Annotated in this window: 9 protein-coding genes; all 9 read right to left on the bottom strand. The window is 67.1% G+C overall.

What is annotated here, in order from left to right:
* Positions 1-197 precede the first annotated feature (197 nt).
* The 9 genes from ACCQ04_RS14875 to ACCQ04_RS14835 all read right to left on the bottom strand — a co-directional run bounded on the left by ACCQ04_RS14875 (position 198) and on the right by ACCQ04_RS14835 (position 18,904).
* Positions 198-1,622, bottom strand: coding sequence for a family 4 glycosyl hydrolase (locus ACCQ04_RS14875; protein ID WP_104568134.1), 1,425 nt, complete (start codon positions 1,620-1,622; stop codon positions 198-200).
* Positions 1,619-2,551: a carbohydrate kinase family protein gene (locus ACCQ04_RS14870; protein ID WP_226427287.1), complete on the bottom strand. Its 933-nt coding sequence runs from the start codon at positions 2,549-2,551 to the stop codon at positions 1,619-1,621. The genes ACCQ04_RS14875 and ACCQ04_RS14870 overlap by 4 nt, the downstream gene beginning before the upstream one ends.
* The gene (locus ACCQ04_RS14865; protein ID WP_226427286.1) at positions 2,533-3,897 is read right to left on the bottom strand and encodes an APC family permease; all 1,365 of its coding nucleotides are present in this window, start codon (positions 3,895-3,897) and stop codon (positions 2,533-2,535) included. Before ACCQ04_RS14865 ends, ACCQ04_RS14870 begins: the two co-directional genes overlap by 19 nt.
* Positions 3,891-5,804, bottom strand: a complete 1,914-nt coding sequence (locus tag ACCQ04_RS14860) for a beta-galactosidase (protein WP_372358551.1) — start codon at positions 5,802-5,804, stop codon at positions 3,891-3,893. The genes ACCQ04_RS14865 and ACCQ04_RS14860 overlap by 7 nt, the downstream gene beginning before the upstream one ends.
* Positions 5,805-5,871: 67 nt before the next feature.
* Positions 5,872-8,781: a TonB-dependent receptor gene (locus tag ACCQ04_RS14855; RefSeq protein WP_255618580.1), complete on the bottom strand. Its 2,910-nt coding sequence runs from the start codon at positions 8,779-8,781 to the stop codon at positions 5,872-5,874.
* A 721-nt stretch (positions 8,782-9,502) separates the two neighbouring features.
* On the bottom strand, positions 9,503-12,172 hold the full coding sequence (locus tag ACCQ04_RS14850; protein WP_226427283.1) for a glycoside hydrolase family 3 C-terminal domain-containing protein: 2,670 nt from the start codon (positions 12,170-12,172) through the stop codon (positions 9,503-9,505).
* 239 nt (positions 12,173-12,411) lie between these two features.
* Entirely contained in the window at positions 12,412-15,093 is a 2,682-nt protein-coding gene (locus ACCQ04_RS14845; RefSeq protein ID WP_372358550.1) for a beta-mannosidase, read from the bottom strand.
* A gap of 21 nt (positions 15,094-15,114) precedes the next feature.
* Positions 15,115-17,601, bottom strand: coding sequence for a family 20 glycosylhydrolase (locus ACCQ04_RS14840; RefSeq protein WP_372358549.1), 2,487 nt, complete (start codon positions 17,599-17,601; stop codon positions 15,115-15,117).
* A 247-nt stretch (positions 17,602-17,848) separates the two neighbouring features.
* Entirely contained in the window at positions 17,849-18,904 is a 1,056-nt protein-coding gene (locus tag ACCQ04_RS14835; protein ID WP_016903894.1) for a glycosyl hydrolase family 18 protein, read from the bottom strand.
* Between the last annotated feature and the right edge of the window lie 2 nt (positions 18,905-18,906).

The raw sequence follows: 18,906 nt of genomic DNA, 5'->3' as shown, positions 1-18,906 counted from the left end.
GCAGCGGACCTCCTTGCAGCGGCGGCATCTGGTGCCGGGCCGGTGATGAGACCTCTGCATGACCAATTCCCGATGACCATACAACGTGTGCGCCGAATGTGCATAGTGCGCCCGCACAATTCGGCGCCGTACGCGTGGCCTGCGGCCGTGGCGGCAGTGGCTGGTCCGCGTCCTCCGCGGTCGCGCGGCACCGGCTTTCAACCGGCTGCATGCCCGCGCCAGTGCGCCGGTCCCGCGCAGTGGCCATCGTCGTGTGCATGCCCGAACAGTTCGTCCAGCATGCGCCGCGACGGGCTCCACTCGCCGATCGCCGGGTGGATCAGCATCGCCTTGCAGGCGTCCAGGTGGCTGCCGCTGAGCGCGGCCTCGATTGCGGCGTGTTCGTAGGCCTTGAACGAGCGCACCAACCCTTGCACCGCGGCCGGCAGCGGCGCGGCCGGGATCGGCACGATGCGGTCGCGGTCGATGTCCGAAGCGATTTCCACGATGTCGTCGTCGGCCAGCTCGGCCAGCGCGCCCTGGTTGCGCACGTTGACCACGTGCCGGCTGGGGCGGGCGCCGGTCAGCGCGCTCATCACGTCCACCGCGATGCGGTGATAGCCGGTGCTGGCGCGGAACGGATCCGGCTGCGGCGCCAGGTCAGGCGCGAAGGCCGAGCCGGCCTCGGCCTCCAGCTTCATGTACGAGCCGGAGCGCTGCGCCAGATAGGCGGCATAGGTCTGCACCGCGCCGGTGGTGTCGCCGGCCTCCAGGCGGCTGCGCAGGTCGCCGATCAGGCTGCGGTTGAGCCGTTCGATCTCGCCACCGCGGCTGGCGCCGCTGGCGCGCTGGTTGTCCAGGGCGCGGCGGCGTTCGTAGAAGAAGTACAGGTACTCGGTGGGGATCAGCCGCAGCGCACGCAGCATGTCGAAGTCGAACAACGGCGCCAGGTACAGCTGCCGCAGGATGGCGTCGTCGGCCAGCACGCGGTCGATGATGTCCACGCCGCGCAGGCGCACCGCGCGGATCCAGCCCAGGTGGTTGAGGCCGACGTACTCGCATTCCACATCGGCCGCCGGCTCGCCGAGCGCGCGCGCGATGTTGTGGAACAGCTCCACCGGCGTGTCGCAGATGCCGACCACGCGCGCGCGGGTGTGTGCGCTGATGGCCTGGGTGATCAGCCCGGCCGGGTTGGTGAAGCTGACCAGCCAGGCGTCCGGGCTCAGGCGCTCGATCAGGCGCGCCTGTTCGATCGCCACCGGCACCGTGCGCAAGGCCTTGGCCACGCCGCCGGGGCCGGTGGTTTCCTGGCCGGAATAGCCATGGCGGATGATGGTCTGCTCGTCGGAGGCGCGCTGGGCGATGCCGCCGACGCGGATGCTGTTGAGCACGAAGTGCGCGCCCTCGATCGCCGCTTCCAGCGAGGGCGCGGCGTGCACCTGCAACGCGCCGCCGGACTCGGCGACGATGGCGCGGCCCATCGCCACCATCAGCGCCAGGCGCTCCTGGTCGGGGTCGTACAGCACGATCTCGCGCGCGCCCAGCGCTTCGGCGGCCTCGTTGACGCCGTACACCACCAACGGCGTGCGTACGCCGCCGCCGCCGATCAGGGTCAGCTTGCGATTGTCGACAGAACTGCTCATGGAACGTCCTCGTGTGTGGGGGGAGATAAAAGAAAAAGGCCGTCGAGCGCGCCGAGCGCGCTGCAACAGGCAGCGCCGGCGTGGCAGCCGTGCTGTGCGCTCTCGTCCAGCGGCAGGCCGCGCAACTGGGCGGCCAGAAAGCCGGCATCGAAGGCATCGCCGGCACCGGTGGTGTCGCGCACCGGCACGCTGGGCGCGGCGATCGGGCGGGCGCCGTTGTTGTCGACCACCATGGCGCCCGCAGCGCCACGCTTGATCACCGCCTGCCGCAGGCCAAGCGCGCGCGCCCAGGCCAGGCAGGCATCGGCGCCGTCGCCGCAGCCCATCAGCGCGGCTTCTTTCTGGTTCGGCAGGAACCAGGTCACCGCGCGGCAGGTGGCGTGGTTGGCCGGGTCGGTGAGCCAGGCCGGACTGAAACCCACATCCAGCGAGGTCGTGCAGCCGGCGCGCGCCAGCAGCGGCAACACGACGGCGGCCAGCGCGGCCGGCAACGGCATCGCGAAGTGCACATGCCGGGCCGCGCACATCGCGGCAATGGATTGCTCGCGCAGCAGCAGCGTGCCCAACTCGGCATTGGCGCCGATATAGGTGAAGAACGAGCGGTCCTCCTGCAGCGACACGCTGGTGGTCACGCCGGTGCCGGCTTCCGAATCGACCAGTCCGGCGGCCGAGACACCGAACTCGCCCAGACGCTGGGCGAACACCGCGCGGTCCTGCGCACCGATCGCACCGAGTACGCGCACGTTGCAGCCCAGGCGCGCCAGCGCGCAGGCGGTGATGACGGTGCCGCCGCCGAGCTCACGCGTGTAATGGCGCGCAAGCGCTTCTTCGCCCGGTGCCGGCCAGCGTGCGAAGCCGCTGAAGATGTGGTCCAGATAGACCTCGCCGACCACCACGAGTTGCGCGGTGTTCACTGCTGGAACGGCCATGCGCGCTGCCTCCGTGCCTGGATCAGATACAAGGCGCTGCCCACGCACAGCGCCACCACGGCAGCGAGCAGGCGGTGCCCCGGGCTGGTCGCCAGCAGGTACAGCCAGCCGAACACGCTGATCAGCAACGGCCAGGGATACAGCGGCATCGCAAAGGCGCGCCGACGTTGCCTGCGTCGCAGCAGCACCACCGCCAGGCATTGCGCCAGAAACTGGAACAGGATCTGGATGATCATCAAGGTGGCGATCAGGTCGTCCAGCGACAGCAGGCAGGCCAGCGCCGAGGTCGCACCGACGAACAGCAGCGACACGGTCGGAAAGCCGCCGCGCGGATGCAGCCGCGCGAACACGTCGAAGAACTGCCCGGCCGCCGCGGCCGCATACGGCACCCGTGAATAGCCCAACTGCACCACCAGCGCCGAGCCCCAGCTGGCCAGCACGATCAGCGCCACCGCCACGGTGCTGCCGATGGGCCCGTAGATGGCCTGCATGAAGTCGGCCATCACCGCCTTGGAGTGCGCCGCCTGCTGCCAGGGCAGCACACCGAGCAGGGTGATGTTGAGGCCCAGATACAGCAGCGCCACGATCGGGATGGAGATCAGCACCGCGCGCGGAATCATGCGGCGCGGCTTGCGGATTTCACCGCCCAGCATGCACACGTTGTTGTAGCCGCCGTAGTCGTAGACCGCGATCAGTGCCACTGCACCAAAGCCCAGCCAGAATCCATGCGGCGATGCCGGGCGGGCGTGCAAGAACGCCGAGGCGATGCCGATGTCGAAATGCAGCACGCCACTGACGATGATCCACACGCAGGCACCGATCACCACCGCACTGACCAGCAGCGACAGCAGCTGCACCGAGCGCACCTTGCGATACAGCAGCAGCGTGTTGAACGCGCACAGCGCCATCGCGATCGCAGTGAGCTGCGTATGGCCCAGCCCCGGCAGCAGGAACGCCAGGTACTGCACGCAACCGACCGCCGCCGAGCCCACCGACAACGGCGCGGTCAGCAGCGTCTGCCACAGATACAGAAAACCGAACAGCCGCCCCCAGCGTTCGCGGCCGTAGGCCTCGCGCAGATAGTGATACGGTCCGCCCGAGCGCGGAATCGCCGCGCCCAGCTCGGCCCACACCAGGCCATCGCACAGGCAGAGCAGTGCGCCGGCGACCCAACCGGCCAGCACCACCGGCCCGGCCAGTGCCGACAAGGCCAGCGGGATGGTGATGAACGGCCCGATGCCGATCATGTTGAGCAGGTTGGCCGACAGCGCGCTCCAGAAACCGAGCGTGCGCGGCGGTGCCGACGCCTGTGGATTCGCCGGCACGACGCTGGGTGCGGTCAGCATGCGCTTGGCTCTGCCTGCGCGACTGCCACTGTGGGGCGCGCGATGCGTGTCGAGGTCAGCCCGTCTGCGCAGTGAATCGCGGCCGGCTGCAGCTGATGCAGATCCAGCACCAGCACTGCGTTGTCGCCTTTCTTCAACCACGCGCCAGGGCAGAACAGGCACTGCTGCGGGCCGATGTCCCAGTAACGCCCGAGCAGGCGGCCGTTGACCCACAGATAGCCTTTGCGCCACTGACTCATGTCGATGTAGACGTCGCCGACGGTTTCCAGCGCGATGGCGGCCGCGAAGTACAGGCCGGGCCGTGTGGGTGGGCCTTGCAGCGGGCGCAGCGTCGGCGCCTTGTCGTCATCCAGCGGCAAGCCATGGACCTGCCAATCGCGCAGTTCCTTTCCATCCAGCAGCACCGGGCCGAGCAAGCCTTTCGCATCGCCCAAGGCCGGGCCGAAGTTGATGTGGCCGAAGCTGTCGACCAGGACGTCCAATCTGCGCTCATCGGATGCGGTCTGCGCGAGCGGGAGCTGCGTCGCGCTGTTCAGGCGCGCGTGCGGCATGCGCGAGACATGCCCGATCTCCTCGCCGTCCAGTTGCACCACCGCGTAGTCGTGCACCTTGCCAAGCTCCAGCTGCGTGCCGGCTGCAATACGGCGCCGGTACACCACCAGCCCCAGGTTCTGCTTGAGCAGGCGTTGGTTGTCGGTGGGCCGCTCGGTGTGCACCGGCGTGGGGCTCAGGTTGTCCCAGAGCGCGGCGACCGGGTGGGCGGTGACCGATGTAAAGCGTGCGCGCGGCGATGCCTGCGGGATTACCGGCAGCGCGGTGCTGCTGTGCCGGGCGATGATCCGGCGCAGCGCCATGTAGGCAGGCGTGGCGCGGCCGCCTTCGTCGATCGGGGCGCCGTAGTCGTAGCTGGTCAGTGCAGGCTGGAACTGCGAGCCGTCGTCCTCGGCATTGCCACCGGCGCTCAGGCCGAAGTTGCTGCCGCCATGCACCACGTAGAGATTGAACGAGTAGCCGGCGGCCATCAGCTGCTGCAGTGTCGGTGCGTAATTGCGCTTTGCGAAGTCGTCTTCGCCCCAATGCGTCAGCCATCCCGGATAGCCTTCGGCCACCCAGACCGGCGCAGTGCCTGCAAACTGTTTCGCTTCCTGCAATTCAGCCAGATCGGCCCCATCCAGTCCCAGCGCGGCGCCTGGCAGATAGGCCTTGCGCCGGCGCAGATCCTTCATGCCTTCGGCCAATGAAAACGGACCATCGATGCCGTGCGCACGCCACAGCGCAGCCAATGCCTGCAGGTAGCCCACGTCGCTGCCCTGCATGCTGTATTCGTTCTCGATCTGCAGCATCAGCACCGGTCCGCCGGCACTGGCCATCAACGGGGCGATGCGCGGCGCCACTGCGGCGATGTAGCGCTGCACCGCCGCAATGTAGCGCGCGTCGCCGGCATCGCGCAGGCGCATGCCCGGCTCGCGCAACAGATACGGCGGCAGCCCGCCCAGCGTCCACTCGGCGCAGACGTACGGGCCGGGGCGCAGATACACCCATAGCCCTTCCTGCTGGCACAGCCTGATGAAGGCAACGAAATCGCGTTCGCCGGTGTCGAAATCGAATTGCCCCGGCTCGCGTTCGTAGGCGTTCCACATCAGGTACAGCGCGATGGTGTTCAAGCCCAGCGCCTTGGCCATGCGGATGCGCTGCAGCCAGTCCGCACGGGCGATGCGCAGCGGATGCATCTCGCCGCTGCGGAGTTGCCACGGCTGCTGATCCAGCACGAACTGGCCGCGCTCGAAGCCGAACGCATGCGGCCGCCCATCCGGCAGCGGCGCATGCAGCGACGACAGCAGCGCCGGCGCGGCCGCCAGACCGAACGGTGCGAGCAGGCCAAACGTACACAGGCTTCTGCGTTTCATCGCTGCTCCGGAAGTGGAAGGAATCGCTGCGCTGCGCTGCGCAGCGCAGTGAGTGCGCCACGCGCTGCTAGAACGCGTACTTGACCGTGAACAAGGCGGTGCTGCCGGCATCGACGATGTCGGAGATCGCCAGGTTGTTGCGGCCCACATGCGCCCAGTAGCTGTATTCCTTGGTCAGGTTGGAGATCGACAGGTCCATGCTCACGCCGTTGTCGAAGCGGTAGCCGGTGTGCAGATCCACGCGGCGGGTCGGGCGTGCCCACAGGTCGTTCCAGGGCGCGCCTTCGTGCAGGAAGTCGTAGCCCAGCAGGTAAGAACTGCTGAAGTGGTAGCTCAGGTTCAACGAGAACCCGTTGTGCTCGTAGAACAACTCCAGGTTGGCCATCGCCGACGGCGCCGATTGCATGTGTTCGTTGTCGAAGCCAGCCAGGCCCAGGTCGGCGCGCGCATGCTGGCGGGTGGCGTTGGCACTGATGCCCAGGCCGTCAAACGGCGCCGGCAAGTCCTGGAACTTCTGCCGCGCGCTGAGTTCCACCCCGTAGATCTTGCCGTCGCCGCCGTTGGTGGGCATGTGGTACAGCACCGTGCCGCTGCCGGTGGTGTTGCCATTGGCCTGGGCCGAGCCGGCATCGTAGATGTAGTTGCGCAACTGCTTGTAGAAGCCGGCCAGCGAGAAGAAGCCGCCGCGCTCGGTGGACCACTCGCCGGACAGGTCCAGGTTGGTGGATTCGATCGGCTTCAGGTCGGGATTGCCCTGGGTGATGGTGGTGACGCCATTGGAGATGTCGATCTGGCTGCCGCCACCCAGCTGTACGAAGGCCGGCCGCGTATTGCTGGTCCACAGCGAGGCGCGATAGGCGGTGCGCAGGTCCGGCCGCCAGGTCAGGAACACGCTGGGTAGCGGCTCGTTGTAGGAGGTGTGGTTGTGGTCGAAGTAGCCGACGATCTCGTTGCCGTCCGCATCCACCGGGCTCACCCAGAAGGTGTTGTCGATCCCGGTGTGCTCGAAGCGCACGCCCGGCACGATATCCAGGTTGCCGACAGTGAAGGTGGCAGTGGCATAGGCGGCGCTGACCGCCTCGGTGCCGCGCATGGTGTTGCAGTTGAAGTTGTTGACGTAGAACGCACTGCCGCAGGTGTCCAGGTCATCGTCGCTGAGGTGTTGGGCGATCACCCCGGCCACCGCCGCTTCGCTCACCCGTGGCGTATTCCAGTCGTATTTGCCGGGAAAGATCGAGGCATAGGTGCCGGTGAAGATGCCCAGATCGCCCAACGTGGTGGTGCCGTCCACGCCGCCGGTATACCAGTCGCGATTGGTGTAGCGGCGGCTGCTCTTGCTGTACTTCACTCCGAACTGCACTGACCGCAGCGCGCCATCTTCGAAGTCGTAGCGGGTGTCGAAACGCGCGCCGCCCTTCTTCTGGCCGGAGTAGATCTTGGTCTGCTCGCCATAGCTACTGGCGTACAACGCCGGGATGTTGTTGACCTGCGCCTGCAGCGCGGGCGTGAGCTGCGGGTACGGGAACGCGCTACCGCCATAGCGCACGAAGCTGTTGCCGGAGTAGGCGTAGTTGTCCTGGCTGAACTTGTCTTCGCGCCCGTCGATCTCGACATGGTCGGGTCGGTCGTTATTGCCGAAGCTGTAGAACAGGTTGGGCATGAAGGTCCAGCCGCCGGCGGTCTTTTTGGCGCCGATCTGGAAGGTGGCCAGGTCGGCGACTTCCGGGTTGGTCTCGTACCAGAAGCGCGAGGCGATGCGGCCGATATTCGGGGTGAACACGCCCGGTGTGCCGGTCGGCAGGTAGCTCACATCCTGCGGCAGCAACTGTACGAAGGTGGTGCCTTGCTCGGTCTTGGCATAGGCATAGGTCATGCGCGCATACAGCGACAGGCTGTCGTCCACATGCCAGTCGAACGAGGCGTTGCCGCCATAGCGGCGCTCCCAGCCGGCGGCGATGCCGACGTTCATGCCGGTGCTGGTGAGGTTGTGTTGCGGATCGAAACCGGCCGCGTTGCGACCTTCGGCATCGGTATTCAGGTACTCCCAGGAGCCATCGTTGAGTGCGCTGGTGGCCGCGGCCACCTCGCTGTTGGTGGTGGTGCGGTAGTCGTAGTACGCGCTGGCATAGACGCCGAACTGTTGCGCCTCACCGAACTTGTGCTGGAACTCGCCGCCGAAGCCGCCGCCCAGGCCATCGCCACCGTAATCGCGCGCGCGGCTTTCCACCCGGCCGCTGCCGGTGACGCTACCGCTGGTGATGTCCTTGAAGTCGTAGGCGGTGGGCGTGCGGAAATCCAGCGTGCCGCCGATCGCATCACCGTCCATGTCGGCGGTGGAGGTCTTGTTGGCGACGATGGTCTGCAGGCCGCTCGGCGGCAACAGGCTGAGCTGCACGCTGCGGCTGTACGGCATGCCCTGCGCCACGGTGACGCCGTCGATCATGTTGACGTTGTATTCGGACGGCAGCCCGCGCACCGAGGCGAACATGCCTTCGCCGCGCGCGGCGCCATCGATGCCGCCGAAATAGCCCGAGCCGGTACTGGTGATGTTGATGCCGGCGATGAGGCCGAGCGCTTCGGCCACGTTGTGCACGGCGGTGCGTTGCAGGTCGTTGGCCGACAGCACGTCCACCGTGTTGGCGGCGTTGATCTTCAGGTCGCTGGCGTCGTAGCGGTTGCTCACCACGCTGACCGCCTTCAGTTGCTTGACCTCCTCCAGCGCAACGGCCACCGAGGCCGTGCCGCTGTCGCCGACCTGCACGCTGGTCTCGGCCGCGCTGAAGCCGGGGTAGTCCAGAGCTAGCGCGTACTGCCCGGCAGGCACATCGCGGATGACGAAGTGCCCGCGCGCATCGGCCACCGCGCTGTAGGACGTGCCGGCAATGCGTACCTTCGCATTGGCGGCGGGCTTGCCGCTGCTGCCTTCCTTGAGGTCTCCCTCCACGGTGCCGGCCACTGCGGCTGCGGCAGACGCCATGCCGGTCACGGTCAGGATTGCCACGACCCACTGCTTGCCGTTCGAACGCTCACGCTTTGTCACGTGCCACCTCGCCAGATGCTGGGCAGCGTTGCCGACGGCAACGCCTTGCCGATGCCTTGCTCTTGGGCAGACGGTTGCACGGCGATGCGCGCGCACGGCATCGCGCAACACGCGATCAACGCGTGTGCGAATTACCGAACGGGAGTGGCGCCGGAGCGTCTGCCAGCTGGGACAGCCATGCAGGCGTCAGTGGCGGGGCGGGGAGTAACCGGCAATGCACTTGGAGCGCGAGCGCATTGCGCTCAACTTGTAATGCTTGGTCATGACGGCTGCACCAGCGTGACGACAGCACCGCAGGCGCCGATGCGATGCACTGCATGAGCGGCGACAGATACGCGCTGGTCGGTACGACGATGCTGCATCCAACCATCTCCCAGTGCAGGTGCTACGTGGAAACGCTGTTGCCGTCATGTGCGTCGGGCGCAACGCCGATGGCGCGTGTTGCCGACTGTGGCTAGTGATAGACCGCGTTTTGCGCTCTGTCAAGTAGGTGTGAAGTGTGTGCGGAGATCCTCGTATTGCCTGCGGATAGATCACCAATTCCGTGTTGCGCAGTCGCAGTATCTGCATCCTGCGATGCAACGCAGCATGCGCAGATCATGCAACAGGCGCCGGCCATGACAGCCGACGCCTGTTATGGGGCACGCGGATGCATCGCTTATTTCGGCAACGGCGAACGCCCCGAGATCGAGAACGCTGCGGCCTCGCCAGCCGCGCCGGTGCCGGGCTGGCCACCGCCGACAAACAGCGTGTAGTCGCCCGCTTCCACCGCACGCTGCCCGGTGCGATCCACATCGCTCAGCGCGCGCGCATCCAGGGTGAAGCGCAGCGTGCGCTGCTCGCCGGGCTTCAGATGCACACGCTGAAAGCCGACCAGGCTGCGCAAGGGAGACTGCGGGCGATCCGGATATTGCAGATACACCTGCGCCACTTCGTCGCCGGCACGCGTGCCGGTATTGCGCACGGTGGTGGTCACCTGCAACGGACTGCCGGCTTGCAGGGTTGCAGTGGACAGCTGCGGCGCGGCGTAGGCAAAGCTGGTGTAGCTCAAGCCGTAGCCGAACGTAAACAGCGGCTCGCCCTTGAAGTAGCGGTAGGTGCGGCCCTTCATGTCGTAGCTGACGTAGGGCGGCAGGTCCTTGGTGGAGCGATAGAACGTGACCGGCAGGCGCCCGCCGGGGTTGTCGTCGCCGGCCAGCATGCGCGCGATCGCGGTGCCGCCGGACTGGCCCGGATACCACGCCGCGACGATCGCATCGGCATGCGTCTTGGCCCAGTTCAGGGCCACCGCGCTGCCGCTCATCAGCACCACGACCAGCGGCTTGCCGGAGGCCTTGGCCCGTTCCAGCAGCGCCTGCTGCGGGGCGGGCAGAGCGATGTCGTTGCGGTCGCCGCCGTCGAAGCCGGGCACATCGATGCGCAGTTCCTCGCCTTCCACATCCGGCGACAGGCCGACGAAGGCCACCACCGCATCAGCCTGCGCCACCGCCTGCTCGGCCTCGGCCAGTTGCGCGGCCGCCGGTGCCAGCCACTCCAGGCGCACGCCCTGGTCCTGGCCGCGGTGTTCCATTTCCAGGCGGATCTTGCGCGGGCGGGTGTCGTCGAAGTGCAGCACGGTCTCCACGCTGCGGCCGTCGGCGTTGTGCATGCCGGCCGGCACGTGCTTGTCTTCGGCATTGCCGGCGACCACCAGCTTGTCGTCGATGTACAGCCGCACCGGGTCGTGGCCGGCGCAGTCGAAGCAGCGCGCCACCCGCACCGCCAGCGTGTAGTCGCCCGCGCTCGGCGGCAGCAGTTCGCCGCTCCAGCGCACCGCGTAGCGATCGGCCGGCACGCCCTTTGCGGGGGCGACCTGATCCCAGTTGAAACTCACCGTACGATCCTGCCGCACCGTGCGCGGCGCACCGTCCAGCTCGACATTATCGAAATATTCGCCACGCAAGCCCGGCTTGCCGTCGCTGCGCAGCGCGGTTTCCGGAATCATGCCGGGTACGCCCGCGGCCAGCGGCGCACCTTGCGCATAGCTCACCTGCTGCGCGCCGAAGCGCTCGCGCAGGCCGAGCAGCGGGGTGACCGGCGTGGACGAGGTGCCCTGGTAGTTGGCTTCCAACGCTGCCAGCGCATCGGCATTCGGCCCGATCACCGCCAGCCGCGTGCCGGCCTTCAACGGTAGTGTGCCGGCCTCGTTCTTGAGCAATACGATCGATTCGGCAGCGGCCTTCAGCGCCAGCGCACGGTTGGCGGCGTTATCGATATCCCTGGCACCGAGCTTTGCATACGGATCCTTGCGCGGCGCTTCCAGTTCGCCCAGGCGATAGCGCGCGGCAAACAGCCGCACCAGCGATTGGTCGAGCAGGGCTTCGTCCACTTCGCCACGTTCGATCGCGGTGCCGAGTTCGCGATAGGCATGCCCGCAATTGAGATCGTGCCCGGCCTTGAGCGCTGCAGCCGAAGAGCCTGCATTGTCCGGGCGGAAGTAATGGAACTGGGTCATGTCGTCGACCGCATCGCAGTCGGAAACCACAAAGCCCTTGAAGCCCCAGTCGCCACGCACGCGGCCGTTGAGCAACCAGTCGGCCGCGCAGGCCGGCGTGCCGTGCAGCGAGTTGTACGCGCACATCACCGAGCCGGCCTGGCCGTCGATCAGGGCGGCGCGGAAGGCGGGCGTATAGGTCGCCTCCACATCGCGCGGCGACACGTCCACATCGAAGCTGTGCCGGCCCGGCTCCGGACCGCTGTGCACTGCGATGTGCTTGGGCGTGGCGATGGTGCGCGGGTGATCCAGATCGTCGCCCTGCAGCCCGCGAATGAAGCCCACCGCCAATTGCCCGGTGAGGAAGGGATCCTCGCCGTAGGTTTCCATGCCACGGCCCCAGCGCGGGTCGCGGAAGATATTGATGTTGGGCGACCAGATGGTCAGGCCCGCATAGCGCTTGTGATCCTTGCCCGGGGCGCCGGCCTGATTGAACTTGGCACGCGCCTCGGTCGACACCACCGTGCCCACCTGCTGCATCAACGCGGTATTCCAGCTGGCGGCAAGGCCGATCGACTGCGGAAACACCGTGGCGTAGCCATTGCGTGCGATGCCGTGCAGGCCTTCGCTCCACCATTCGTAGGCGGGGATGCGCAGGCGTGGAATCGCCGGCGCATCGTTCATCGCCTGCGCGACTTTCTCCTCGCGGCTCATCTGCGCGACCAGCGCGGCGGCGCGTTGCTCCGGCGTCGCATCGGGTTGTGTTGCGGCCAACGCCGGCGCGCCGACCAGCGGCAGGCCCAGGCCCAGACTCAGCGCGACCGCCAGGCGGCATGGAAACACGGACAACGACATCTGCTCACTCCTGCGGGGCGGCGACTGGCCGTCACGCGTTGTTCTTGGATTGCCCGCAGCGACACCGCGGGCAGCGGTTGGTGACACTTGGCGCAGTGGTGGTTGCTGATCGGACGCCGGATCGGATGCGAGACCTGCGCCCGGGACTGCCGTCACTGCGGCATGCGCCGGCTTGGCGGATGGCGCAGCGCTTTGAGACGAGCGCTGCGCCATCGTCTGACGCCTGTTCCCGGCGCGGCTTACTTCGTCTCGGCCGGCTCCGGCGGTGCGCCGGCCAGCGTGCTCGCCAGATCGCGCACCTGCAGCGTGGACTGCAACTGTGCCAGCGCGGCCTTGCTGCTCACATGCACGGTCAATGGCTCGCCCGGCAACAGGTCGAACGCGTTGTCCGACAGCGTGGCATCCACATCGCCGAACGATAGCCAAACCTCGCGTGCCAGCGTGTTGCTGGACAGCGTCAGCGCGTAGCCATCGCCATCGGCGCGCCATTGGCTGTCGATATTGGCGGCCGGCAACGCCAGCTGCTTGGCCGGCGCGAAGAACACCACTTCGCGCGACAGCAGCTTGTCGCCGTCAAACAACTCGAACACCGCGTAGCTGCGCTTGGGGTCGGCGCTGCCCAGCAACTGCTTGTCGCTGAAGTTGCCCACCTGCAGGCTGCTGAGCGGTTTGACGGTGGCCTTTTCCTCGCGCTTGCTCAGCAGCTTGCCGTCCATGCTCATTACCCGCATGCGCCAACGCGCGGCCAGCGGGGTGGTGCGGTCGGAGACCAGCGACACCTCGGTCTGGCCCTTGTCGTTACGCAATGCGGCGATCAGCTCCGGCGCGTAGAAGCGGCGGGCGTGGTAGTGCAGCGCCTTCCAGCGGCCGTAGTAGTCCACGCTGGACCACGACGCACCCGGCCACACATCGTTGAGCTGCCAGTACAACGAGCCCATCGATTGCGGGCGCGAGGCGCGCAGATGCGAGGCGGCCAGGTTGATGCCTTCGGCCTGCATCAGCTGGCTCAGGTAGACGAAGCTCTCGAAGTCCTTGGGCTCGCCGAATTCGCGGCGGATGTACAGCATCAGCCGCTTGTTGCCGTTGCCCTTGTCGAACTTCTGATGCACGCGCATCACCGGCGATTCCGGATCCATGTCGCCGGCTTCGGCGAAGGCACGCACGGTGCGCATGTCCGGGAACGACTGCAGGCCGTATTCGGACATGAAGCGCGGGGTGACGTTGAGGTATTCGGTCACCGGCAGCGCGGGGCCGCCCCAGACCTTCCAGTAATGCATGTCGCCATCGTTGGCCTGGTCGGCGGCGCCGTCGAAGTTGGTGCCCGGCGAGGTGGACCAGTACGGCACGTCGCTGTCGTAGGTGGCCACCACTTCGCGGAACACGGTGCCGAACAAGGTGGTCATGCCGCGCTCGATGCGGCTGCGTTCTTCCGGGTCCACTGACTGCTTGAACTTGACCCGGTCGCCCCAGTTTTCCCAGCCGGTCTGCACTTCGTTGTTGCCGCACCACAGCACGATGCTGGGATGGTCGCGCAGGCGCTTGACCTGTTCGATCGCCTCCTGCCGGGTGTTCTCGCGGAACTCCACGTCGTACGGCGGCACCGCGCCGCCGAACATGAAGTCCTGCCAGATCATGATGCCCAGCTCGTCGGCCACCTCGTAGAAGCGGTCGTCCTGATAGTGCCCGCCGCCCCACATGCGCAGCATGTTCATGTTGGCATCGCGCGCATCCTGCAAGGTGCTGCGCATGCGCTCGGGGCTCACGCGCGCGGGGAACGCATCCAGCGGAATCAGGTTGGCCCCCTTGGCGAAGATCGGGATGCCGTTGATCACGATCTCCATGCTCTTGCCGTACTTATCTTTCTCGCGCCGCAGCTCCACCGAGCGCAGGCCGGTCACCCGCTTGATCTGCTGGCTGTCGCCATCGGCATCACGCACGCTGGCCACGAAGGTGTAGCGGTCCTGCGCGCCGTAGCCGGCCGGGAACCAGCGCTTGGGCTTGGCGATGCGCACCGGCACATCGATGCGGTTCTGCCCCGGGTCGACCACTGCCTGCTGGGTGAATTGCCCGACTTTCTGCCCATCCGGGCCGAGCACGTCCAGCGTCACCTGCACCGGGCCGCTGCGGCCGGCCTGCAGTTCCAGCTGCGCCTGCAACTGCGCACTGTCGGCGTCCACGCGTTGCTGGGCGATATGCAGCCCGTCCACGCGCACCGCATCCCAGGCTTCCAGGCGCACGTCTTTCCAGATGCCGGCATTGACCATGCGCGGGCCCCAGTCCCAGCCGAAGTTGTACGGCGCCTTGCGCACGTAGGTGGAGCTGTGGCGCGACTCGGGCTCGTCGCCGAAGGCGGAATCGTAGGCGCCCGGCAGCGCGTACGGCTGCTTGGCCAGCCACGGCTGGATCTTCTTGATCGGCGAGAACAGCTTGACCTCGAGCACGTTGTCGCCGCGCTTGAGCAGGGATTTGGCATCCACGCGCCACTGCCGGAACATGTTGTCGGCGCTGAGCAGCGGCTTGCCGTTGAGGGTGACCTCGGCAAACGTATCCAGGCCGTCGAACACCAGCTCGACGTGCTCGCGCTTGAGCGTGGCCGCATCCACGCTGAAGCGGGTCTGGTATTGCCAGTCGCTCAGGCCCGCCCACTGGATCTTGCCTTCGTTGTCGCGATAGAACGGGTCCGGCACGATCTTGGCGGCGATCAGATCTGTCTGCACCGCGCCCGGTACCTGCGCCGGCAACCACGCCGCCGCTTTCGGATAGGTCCTGGCCTGCTCCTGGCCCGGCACCAGCCGCACCTGCCAGCCGCTGTCCAGCGGCGTCGCGGTGGGCGGCGCGGCCCAGGCCTGCGAGATGGCAACGGCCAGGGCAAGCCCGAGGCGGGCGGGGGCGGGAACGCAACGATGACGGGACAGGGGCATGGATGACTCTCCTTGGATGGATCAGCGCGTGGCGGCGGGGGGCGCCTGCGCGGTGGTTTCAATCAACTGGACGGCGCCGATGGCGTACAGCGGGCCGCGAATCGGCGCGGTGAAGCGCAGGCATAGATCGTGGATGCCGGTGCGTGCAGGCAGTGCGGTTTCCAGCGTGAATTGTTCGCCCAGCGTGGCGCTGTTGGGTAATTGCACGCTGGCGATCAGCTCGCCCTCGCAGCCCAGGCGCACTTCCAGCTCGCCGCGGCGCGTCTTGGCGGGGTACTGCACCACCTTGGATTGTTCGTGGGCCAGGCCGAAATTGTTCGGCAGGCGTGCGGCCTCGATCCGGATCGCGCCGACGCCATCCAGGCGCGCCTGCGGATACAGCCGGCAGGCATGGAACAGGTCGACGTTGTAGACCGGCGTGTCGGCGCCGGTCAGCTCCGGCAACAACGGCAGGCGCAGGCCGAGCGCACCGGTGTCCACGCAATCGCGCAGGCCCTGGGTGTCCACGCGCAACAGCCCGGCACGATCGAAAGTACGGCTGCGCGTGGCCGCCAGCGCGGTGCCGCCGGCATCGAAGGCGGTGGCCTTGACCGTGGTCGGCAGCTGGATCGTAAACGGCGCCGCATAGCGTGGCGATGCCGGCGTGGGATCGCTGCCGTCGACGGTGTAGTGCAGCGTGCCCGCACCGGCCTGGGTGCCGAGTGCCACCTTGGCCGGGCCACCGGCCAGCACCGGGTTGGGGCCGCCTTCCAGGGCGATATCGGCGGCGAAGGCACCGTCGCTGTAGTCGATCCCCAGCGCCTTGTAGCGCTGCAGCTGCGCCGGCAGGCGCGCCAGGAAATCCTTCCAGTTGCGGGCAGCCACCGGCGACCAGGTCACTTCGGCGATGGCGGACAGCCGCGGGAACAGCGCGTGATCCACATGCCAGCGCGAGGGAATGTATTCGGACCACAACGCGCCTTGCGCGCCGAGTACATGCGTGGCCTGCTCGGCGGTCAGTGTGTCGGGCACCGGGTCGAAGGCGTAGACCTTGGACAACGGCAGTACGGTCAGGCGGCCGTTGGGTTCGTCGCTGCGGGTGGTCTGCAGGTTGTCCAGGTACAGCCAGTCGCCCGGCGCCAGCACCACATCGTGGCCCTGCCTGGCGGCGGTCACCGCACCGTCGGTGCCGCGCCACGACATCACCGAGGCACTGGCCGGCATGCCGCCTTCGAGAATTTCGTCCCAGCCGATCATGCGCCGGCCGTGCTGGGTGAGGTAGGCCGCAAGCTGTTCGTTGAACCAGCCTTGCATGGCATGGGCATCCTTGACGCCCAGCTTGCGCATCTGCGCGCGCACCGCGGGCGAGGCTTCCCACTGATCCTTGACCGCCTCGTCGCCACCGATATGGATATACGCCGACGGGAACAAGGTCAGCACCTCGTCCAGCACGTTGGTGATGAAGCTCAGGCTGCGTTCGCTGGTGTTGAACAGGTACGGGTTGACGCCCCAGTCCACGCCCACCTGCGTGCGCTGGCCGGGCACGCCGACTTCTTCCGGATACGCGGCCACTGCGGCCTGCGCATGCCCGGGCATGTCCAGCTCGGGCAGCACGGTGATGTGCAGGCGCGCCGCATAGGCGACGATCTCGCTGATCTGCTGCTGCGTATAGAAACCGCCATAGCGCTCGGGCGTGCCGTGCTGGCCGGCGCCGGGCGGGGTGCGCCAGGCACCGACCTCGGTGAGTTTGGGGTAACGCTTGATTTCGATGCGCCAGCCCTGGTCGTCGGTGAGATGCCAATGCAGCACATTGAGCTTGTGCGCGGCCATCGCGTCCAGCACATGCTTGACCGTGTCCACGTCGTGGAAGTGGCGGGCCACATCCAGATGCTGGCCGCGCCAGCCAAAGCGCGGCCAGTCGCGGATCGCCACCGCCGGTACGGTGACATCGCCCTTGCCCGCATCCGGCGTCATCAATTGCCAGGCGCTGATCGCGCCATAGAACAGGCCAGCGCCATCGCGCGCGGTGATGCGGATGCCGTTGCCGTCCACATCCAGGCTATAGCCTTCCTTGTGTGCCACCGGCGCCTGCGCTGTGCGCTCCAGGCGGATGCTGTGCGGCGAGGCGCTGGTTTCGGTGCGCACTTCCAGGGTCAGGCCGCGGGTGCGTTGCAACAGGCTGGCCAGCGACTCGGCGCTGCGGCGTACTTCGGCGTTGCCGGTGGGGATGGAGATCACCGTGCCGGTGCCGACGCGGAAACTGCCGGTGCCGCGCCTGGCTTCGGCCGGGGCGGGAATCAGGGGCAGCGGTGCGTTGGTCGCAGGCAGTGTTGCGGTATTGCCGGGGTTGGCTGCGGGTGCGGTCGCTGCATCGCGTTGGCCGCAGCCCGCCAGCACCATCGCCGTCAGCGCCATCGCAAGCAGGCACGAGGAGCGTCGGTGCGATGACAGCAGGCGCGACGACAGGCTGCGCGGCGACGGCGGCCCGGATAACGGTGAGCGCAGGCTCGGTGCGGAGTTCGACATCATGCAATCACATCCCGGTATGGCGGGGGAGATACGGCAGCCACGCACAGTAGCAAAGCCGCGCCGGATGGCGCAGGGACTGGCGCACGCTTCGTCGGGGTGCGCGGTGTGTGGTGTCGCGCAGCGACCGCGCTCCGCATGGCGTGTTGCAGAACGGGCGCGGGCAGTGCACGCATCGGCTTGCAGTGGATGCATTCCGATGTGAACACCGACCGCGCCCGTCCTGTCGTGCAGCAGTGCGATGACGCGGTCAGCGCTGCGCGGTCGGCAACTCGTCCCACACCTTCGGGTCCTCGGCGCCCAGCACCCAGCAGCTGAAGCCTTCCAGGCCGTACTGCTTCACCAGGTCGTAGCGTGCCTTGAAGCTGCGCGCATCCGGGCGGAACACCCACTCGCGCATGTCGTCGCGGTAGAAGTAGAACCACGATTCCTGCTCGACCGGATCCCATTGCACGGTGGCGTTCTGCTCGATCGCCAGCGGGAACGATTCGTCGGCATCGATGTAGGTGGCGGAGATGTTCGACGCCTCGGTGCCGTCTTCCTTGACCGGATTGCCGGTGTACCAGCGGTAGCCGTAGGTGGCGATGCCGAGCGAGAGCTTGTCCTTCGGCACCTGGGTGATGGCGTAATCCAGGTGCTTCTTCATCCACACCATGCCGTCGACCGGGCCCGGCGTGGTCCAGCGGGTGTGCTGGTCGTAGGTCATGATGCTGACCAGGTCCACGGCCTGGCCCAGCGCCTTGAGGTCGTACGCGCCGCGCCAGTATTCCCACATCCACTTGGAGAACTGGCCGCCTTCGGCATGGCCCGGGGCATTGGGCACCACCGCCACCGACATCTTGAAGCCGGCTTTGTGCAGCGCATCGGCGGTCTGCTTGACCATCAGCGTGTAGGCGTCGCGGTCGGTCCAGGCGATGTTCTCGAAATCGAACTGGAAGCCGTAGTACTTGTGCTGCTTGCCGTGGATCAGCAGCGATTCGATCATGCGCTTCTTGGCGGCTTCGTCGTGCATCAGCTTGTGGAAGCCGTCGCGCCCGGTGGTCATCGACAGGATCGGCATCACCCGCAGGTTCTTCTGCTTGGCGATGTCGTACAGGTACATGTTGGGCGTGCCGTTGACCAGGCCGTTCTGGTCGACGCCGTACCAGGTCGGCACCACCACGTCGATCTTGTCGACATTGGCCAGGAACGAGTTGGTCGATTTCTGCGTGTTCATCAGATAGAACAACGCCGTGGGGGTTTTTGCCAGGGCCGGCGCGCACACCAGCGCCAGCGCCAGCAGGATCCAGGTCAATCGCTTGCTCATGA

The organism is Xanthomonas sp. NCPPB 2866, assembly GCF_041475745.2.
In the GTDB taxonomy this organism is placed as follows: Bacteria; Pseudomonadota; Gammaproteobacteria; order Xanthomonadales; family Xanthomonadaceae; genus Xanthomonas; species Xanthomonas arboricola.
Note: the sequence above shows the minus strand (reverse complement) of the source record. Positions and strands in the feature narration are given on the sequence as shown.